A 6,753-nucleotide genomic window follows, 5' to 3' on the forward strand; every position below is an offset into this window, starting at 1 on the left:
GGTCAGACCCCCACCCTGCGCATACCGCATATCAACGGCATACCGCAGGGATCACCCACCGTCACCCCCGACACCAACCCGAAAACCTCAGTAACTAGGAGGCCCGAACAACCGGCGTCCGGTGAACCGACGTCCGGAAAACCGGCGCCCGAAAACCCGTCTCCGGTCATCACCTCGGGGGCCCCGTCCCCGCTTCCGGACCCCTTGTCTCCCCGCTCCAACTTGCGCGATACACGCCGCCCGACCTGCCGGACGTACTCCTCGGCCGCCCAGTCCTGCGCGGTGTCGTACACCTCGGTGATGCTCGCGAGCGTGCCGTCCTCCAGCCGCCCGGTCACCACCCGGTAGTAGCCCGCCTCCCGCAGCTCCTTCAGCGCCGTACGCACCGCCTCACGGCCCTCCTTGCCCGCCGCGGCGATCGACTCGGCCCGCACCCGCCACGAGTCCGGCTTGGAGATCAAGAACGCGAGAATGCCCCGCGCCCGAAACGACAGGCGAGAGTCCGCCAAGGCAGCCGTGGGCATCACCGTGAACCCGGTGCTCAGACGGCGGCGCAAGATGGTCACGGGACAAGCCTCCAAGGCAGTACAAGCAGCAAAAAGACAAGGTGAGGGTCCCCGGCCTCGCAGAGAGACTGCGAGGCCGTCACCGGCCCGTCAGGGGGTTTTGCGGGTCGGGGTGATCCTGATAGTGCGGGCCGTTTTCTGACCGGCAGCCTTGCGCCGGGGCACCACCATGCCGGCGCGGCGCATGATGGCGATCATGGCCTTCTGGTCCGGGACCATCGGCACCACCAGGTCGGCATCCTCGAACGCCTCGACCATGGCCTGGACGTCAGTCTCCTCCCGGTCGTTGCCGCCACCCCAGCCCAGATGATTGGCCCCGTAGTCGCCCTCGGGGGAGTCGTCCAGCATGGCGCGGACCAGCTCCTTCACGCGCTTGCCCTCGCGATACCGCTCATGGGCCCGTACGTAATCGTCGAGCGCCTTGGCCCGGTCCGCGTCACCGTGAACGAGGATCGTCTGAGCCGGTCGGCCCGGCGCGACCCCGGGCCAGCACGCCTCCACAAAAGGGCAGTTGTCGCAGATCTTCGACAGTCCCGGACCGTCATGGTCGCGGCGCAGCTCGTCAGGGCTGTTTGCCTCCAGGACACGGTCCACCCACCAGCGGGCCTGGAAGGCCAACCAGTCATCGACAGGGAACTCCTCGATGTGCTCCTCACCGGTGTCCCGGCACACGAAGCGGAAGCGGATGCGCTGGACGTCGACCGGACCGAGCCGGTGCAGGTACCGCTGGCCCGGCATGTCCGCGAACCCGACCGTGCGCAACAAATCGGCGTAGAGGAGCACTTGCCGCATCTCCGCCGCGGTCGGCCCGAACCGCACAACCCGGTCCCAGACCCTGCTGGACTTCGTCTTCACGTCTTCTACGGTCACGAACTCGGCCGGCTGCACGGGCCGGTGGCGCTTGGGCAGGCGGGCGGAGGTCGCGGCGTCGAGCTGGACGACATCGACATGCCCGCGCACCACGTCGTCCGCCACCGTGCGCTCGACGAGCCAGTTGTACTCCCGGCGAGCGTCCTCCAGCAGACCCTGGTGAATGTAGGTGCCGAGGATCGCAGCGCGCTTGTCCCCGGCGTTCGTGCGCTCGGCGCCGGCCAGGATGTAGCCGGAGCGGCGCGAGCAGATGGTGTCCGAGGCGCCGATCTGTCTCTGGAGGGAACGAGGGCGCCGGGCATCGGCGGTATGGGCGGCATCCCAGATGGATATCGGGGCAGCCGGATCGGCGGCATGGGTGGTCACGCTGGTCTCCAAGAGGGCATGCCGGGGCCCGGCCCGTCACAGCGGGCCCCGGAGCGAAATAAGGGCGGGGAAGGCTAGGCGGCGATGAACTCGTCGACCGGCGGTTCCTCCACCGGGTCCTCACCGTCCATGTCCTTCTCGGCCGCGGCCGCGCGCAGCTTCGCCGCATCGCTGGTGGGATCCGACAGCTTCTCCGGCCTCTTCAACTCGGCGGCCTTCCGCTCGATGTCCGCCCGCACCACCCGCACCTCATCACGGGACAGGTCCTGGTCCGCTTCGACCTCTCGCCACAGCTTCTTCAGGCCGTCCACCCCGTTCTTCGCGGCGTCCAGCACTCTCGGCAGCCACACCTGGGCGAGGTCTCCCGTCAACTCCGGGGTGGCCCTCGGCTGGTTGTGGATCGTGCAGCCCATCAGGCCGAACACCAGCTTCTCGATGGACAGGTCCGGCACGACCTTGGGCTCCCCGCCGCGCGGAACCTGGAACTTCAACGAGCGCGCCCCGATGATCTGCGGGCTCTCCTCACGCCGCAGACGCACCCACACGGTGGCGTCGTAGGCGAGCGACTTGTGCCCCTCCACCCGCCAGTCCTTCGTCTTCGGGATCGGATCCCCGTTCCCGTCGACGGCCGCTATCTCCTTGCCGCGCGCCAGCAGGATCACGATCGCGGGCATGGTCCGCACCAGGTACATCACCTTGGACCACCGCTCGCTCGCGTCGTTCCACAGGTTCATCGACGGCTTGACCTCGGCGTCCGGGTCCTGGCGCAGCTTGCGCTGCCCCTGGTTGGAGCGGCGGGCGCGGTCATTGGTCCAGTTCACGAGCATCCGCCACAACAGCGACACGGAGTCGATGACCAGGACGACCGGCGGCTCCTTCGCGGCAGCAGCGCGCTTGGCTTCGGCGTGCACGGCTTCGAGCTGACCGAGGACGTCGCGGTAGGTGCCGTTGTGGTCGATCAACAGGTAGTCGGCACCGGGCACGTTGGCGTACTCGTCGGCCGTGTCCTCGCCCAGCTCCAACCAGTAGGCCTGGCCCGTCAGTTCCGAGCCGGTGAACGCGGCAGCAAGATGAGAGTTGTGCGTCACAAGGAAGTGCTCTGTCACATACAGGTGATCGTCGGCGGCGACCTCGATGCAGCGAGCCTCCTTGTGTCCGATGAAGGCCACTTCGGTCACCGTGCGGATGGGACCAGTGCGGAACGAGGGCCGGGACTGCTGCCAGAGCTCTGCCTTCCTCTGAAGCAGGAAGGGACACATGCCACGGGGCAACCGGACTCGTAGCCGGTACGAAATCAGCCCTGCGCGGCGCGCTCCGTCCTGCCTGCGATACGACGTGGCCTTCGTGGTCGTCGAAGCTGTTCCCCCGAGCGACTCGACCAACTCACGAACATCAGCAGCGAGCTGCGGGGAGGACGTCGAGTACGTAGAGGCTGCTCGTTCCATGCCGCCGTCGCTGTCCATGAGTCCCTGAAGCAGAGCCAGGCGCGCTTCCTGGTCGGCGCGCAGGAACTGGCTCGGGATGAACTTGTGTTCGCTGCGCTTGCCGTGGAGTCCGAGATCGCGGAGGGCGGAGAGTGCCGTGCCGCCGATGATCCGGGCGTTGACAGCGTCGGTATGCCGCCTCAATCGGGCACCGGGAGGAAGAGCGGCCTCCACGGCGTTGTGCAACTGTTCGTCACCGCTGGTGAACGACACTGCGGAGGGCAGGGTCATCCCGCCGTCGCCGAGGAGAAGCCCCAACAGGTAGGGGTCCAGCGGCAGATCCGTTGTGGCTTGCTCGTAGTGCACCGGGGCGACAAGGGGCAGATGCATTACCTCGCCTCGGGTGAGCCGTTCCCTGAGTTCGTCCGTGGTCAGGACCCTGCCGCCGTGCGCTATTCGGCGCCCGTTCTTCTGCCGGTGCTTGTCGCGGGTTGTCCAGATCCTCCACAGGTGGTCCCCAGCGACCTCGACGGATGCGCCGTCGGAAGTGGCAAGCCGGTAGATCGGCAATACGCCCCGGATATGCACCGCCGTGACGGTGGTCGCCCGCCCGTCAGAGCCGATGACTTCACTTCCGGGCCGGAGGTCTCTCATGGTCGTCCAGCCCTGCGGGGTCGCCACCCGTGCGTCGAAAGGCTGCGCTTTCCCGGCCTTCTCTTCTCCTTCGATGAGGATCTTCGGCCATGGGACGACGCCGGTCGGCTTGCGGGTGCGCAGCGGCGCGACAGTCTGATCAGGCATACACATCTCCAAGAGGTGGGTTAGATAAGTACCGGCCTAGTTCAAGTGGTGCGAATCCTTCTGGTCTCGAACAGCGACGACCACTCGGGGTACAGGTCGAGGAGGCGCCGGGCGTACCTGGAGCGGAAGTCGTTGTTCAGCTTCCAGGGCTCACCCCGGGTTGCCCGGCCGTACTGCCAGCGCAGGACCTCGAACAGCATTCCGATGCCGACCCGCTTGAGCCCGCGATCGACACAGTCGCGCGTCAGGGCTTCCAGCTTCTCCAGGATCCAGGGGTTGAGCTGGTGGAATGCCTCGAAGCGTTCCTGGATGCTCAACCCGTCGCCTGGCGTACCCGGGTGCCGAATAGGCTCGATCGGCAGCTCAAGCTGCATAGAAGCCACTGTCCCTCCCGTAGAAATGTATCTCGGCCTATTCTGCGATACGAGACCAGGTGATCGACAACCACTCCGACCTTTATGGCTATTCTACTCACCGATGCGTGGGGGTCAACTCACCCGAGACGCCGCGAAACGCATCGCCGAACCGACAGACATACGCCCGGCGCGCAGAACCGCCGAACTCCCCATCAGGCCTTGACTGAACCGTAGTTCCCGCGCTTTGCAATGGACGACCCAGGCCCGTCGTACCTGCCCTCCCGCAACGCGTCGGCCACATCATCCCGCAGCTTCCACGCGTCCTTGCGGGAGTGTGCCATCGTCTCCTCGGCCCCATCCAGCACCGTATCCAGCAGCCACACGGGAGAACTCGACAGCAGGTAGTCCGACGGCGGCAGCATTGCGCCCTCGTCAGCCAGAGTGCGCCGACGGGCCGATGCGACGAGCTGCTGGGTGACGCCGAACAGCTCGGCGTACTCCTGCAGCCCCACCAGCGCCGGCAGCTCTTCCTTGGACGCCGGCCGGAATGTCGCGCCCTGCTCCTGCATCAGCTCGGCCAGCACCACCTGGTCCAGCTGGCGGCCGCCACTGCCCGGAGGGTTCGCGAAGGCCACCGCCAGCCCCCCGGGCCAGAACGGCTTCCCCGACACGATCGCGGCGTCCTCGTACGAAAGGTCCCCGCGATGCACCCAGCCGTTGCTTACCGTCGTGACGCCCACCCGGTAGAGCTTCGCGAACTCATGACGGCCTACGATCAACGGCTTCGACACGACGGCCTCCTCTCACTCCTGCGATACACGGAGTTAGCAGAATACTTCCACAGGTTGGGGATAACGCCTCCGGGCCGCGACCTGGGCACTGTTACGCTAAGTGCGCACTTTCCAAGAGGTGCAGCGAAGCCCCCGCCCATGCCGATGCTCGGGGGCTTTCGCGATCTCCCAGCCGACTCTCGACGCACCGCCTGTTCTGCCAGCTCGCACAAACGGCGAAGTCGCCCCTTCCCGCACCATTCGGCGGGAGGAGACGACAACGGTGCGCCGCTAGCTCTCCGTACTCCCCGGCGGCTCCTGGAAGAGAGCCGTGGCGGTCTTGTTGTCCTCGAGGCGCTGAACGACCTCACCGGCGCCAAGGACCGCTGCGGCTAGCGCCAGGATCATCTCCGTCGGCAGCCCATCGACGTAGAACGCGACCAGCGGGAGAACAGCAGCTACGACCGCGTAGAGGCGGGTGCTGTGGTCGTGAACGAAGTTGCTCAAGCTCAGCTCCCGTAGGCGAGTCGGTGCAGAAGGTCCCAGCCCCGTCGGCCGATGGCCGGGTCGTAGGGGTGGCCGGTCGAGAAGAGGTTGTGCTTGCGGTTGAATCCCGCGACGGCCTCCTGGGTCAGGGGTCCGTAGTTGTCGGACAGCTCCACGGAACGGTCAAGCCAACTGGTGTCCTTCAGTGCCTGCTGAAGACCCTTCGCCGACGGCGAGTTCCGGTTCGGTGCGAGGCCGTCGGGGAACGGCGGAGGGGCGTACCCGCCACCGCCGCCCGTGCCGCCACCGGACTCACCACCGGTAGGTGTGCCCTTCAGCCTGGCCGCAGCACGGCCGCGCAGGCTGTCCATCGTGAAGCCCTTGGGATCCACCTTCCCCGGCTGCCACTCCAGGTGACCGATCACGCTCGCCGCGCTCCAGCCATGCGCCCGGCACAGAGCCGCCGAGACACGCTCAATGGCATCCAGCTGCGCCGCCGGCCACGGGTCCCGGCCGTCGCCCAGGTTCTCGCACTCCCAGCCGTAGAAGTGTGTATTGCCGTCCGTATCGGCCTCGTTGGCATCCGGCAGGGACCGCTCGGCGATCACGGCCTGAAGGACGTCACCGTCCCCCTTGCCCGCATGATTCGCCCGGCTGTTCCCGATCAGGTAGACCGTGCCGTCCTTCGCGATCACGCCGTGACACAGCGGACCGGGCAGGCCCTCATATCCGTTCTCGCAGATACTGACGGTGCTACTCGTGCCGGACGTCACCGTGTGATGGATCATCACGCCGTTGACCGGGCCCCACGGCCCCTTGTGATTCCTGTTGTGTGTACGCCAGCCGGATCGCTCTACAATGCGCACGCCTTCCGCGCGCAGCGCCGCAACCAGCTGGTCGGCACTCAGAGGTGTTGCCAAGATCGGTGCTCTAACTCCCCTCGCCCGAACTGAACTTAAACGCTGCGCCAGGAGCATCAGGGTGCGCTACCGCAGGAGACCAGCCATAGCTGGACAGCCATTACTGAGGTTTTCGGGTTGGTGTCGGGGGTGACGGTGGGTGATCCCTGCGGTATGCCGTTGATATGCGGTATGCGCAGGGTGGGGGTCTGACC

General features: G+C 66.6%; 7 protein-coding genes. All 7 read right to left on the bottom strand.

From position 1 onward, the window contains the following. Positions 1-2 precede the first annotated feature (2 nt). Positions 3-557 (bottom strand): hypothetical protein, encoded by a 555-nt coding sequence (locus tag ACIQ8J_RS35565; RefSeq protein ID WP_403278225.1) that lies wholly within the window; start codon positions 555-557, stop codon positions 3-5. A 99-nt stretch (positions 558-656) separates the two neighbouring features. Then, positions 657-1,802, bottom strand: coding sequence for a hypothetical protein (locus ACIQ8J_RS35570; protein WP_403278226.1), 1,146 nt, complete (start codon positions 1,800-1,802; stop codon positions 657-659). A 74-nt stretch (positions 1,803-1,876) separates the two neighbouring features. After that, entirely contained in the window at positions 1,877-4,027 is a 2,151-nt protein-coding gene (locus ACIQ8J_RS35575) for an LAGLIDADG family homing endonuclease (RefSeq protein WP_403278228.1), read from the bottom strand. A 41-nt stretch (positions 4,028-4,068) separates the two neighbouring features. Then, positions 4,069-4,344 carry a hypothetical protein gene (locus tag ACIQ8J_RS35580; protein ID WP_403278230.1) on the bottom strand — a complete coding sequence of 92 codons (276 nt, stop codon included), beginning with the start codon at positions 4,342-4,344 and terminating at the stop codon, positions 4,069-4,071. Between the two features lie 251 nt (positions 4,345-4,595). After that, on the bottom strand, positions 4,596-5,174 hold the full coding sequence (locus ACIQ8J_RS35585; RefSeq protein WP_403278231.1) for a hypothetical protein: 579 nt from the start codon (positions 5,172-5,174) through the stop codon (positions 4,596-4,598). 270 nt (positions 5,175-5,444) lie between these two features. Next, positions 5,445-5,660 carry a hypothetical protein gene (locus ACIQ8J_RS35590; protein WP_403278232.1) on the bottom strand — a complete coding sequence of 72 codons (216 nt, stop codon included), beginning with the start codon at positions 5,658-5,660 and terminating at the stop codon, positions 5,445-5,447. 2 nt (positions 5,661-5,662) lie between these two features. After that, positions 5,663-6,559, bottom strand: a complete 897-nt coding sequence (locus tag ACIQ8J_RS35595) for an N-acetylmuramoyl-L-alanine amidase (protein WP_403278233.1) — start codon at positions 6,557-6,559, stop codon at positions 5,663-5,665. Positions 6,560-6,753: the final 194 nt, after the last annotated feature.

This window comes from Streptomyces sp. NPDC094147 (genome assembly GCF_044764265.1).
Classification (GTDB): domain Bacteria; phylum Actinomycetota; class Actinomycetes; order Streptomycetales; family Streptomycetaceae; genus Streptomyces.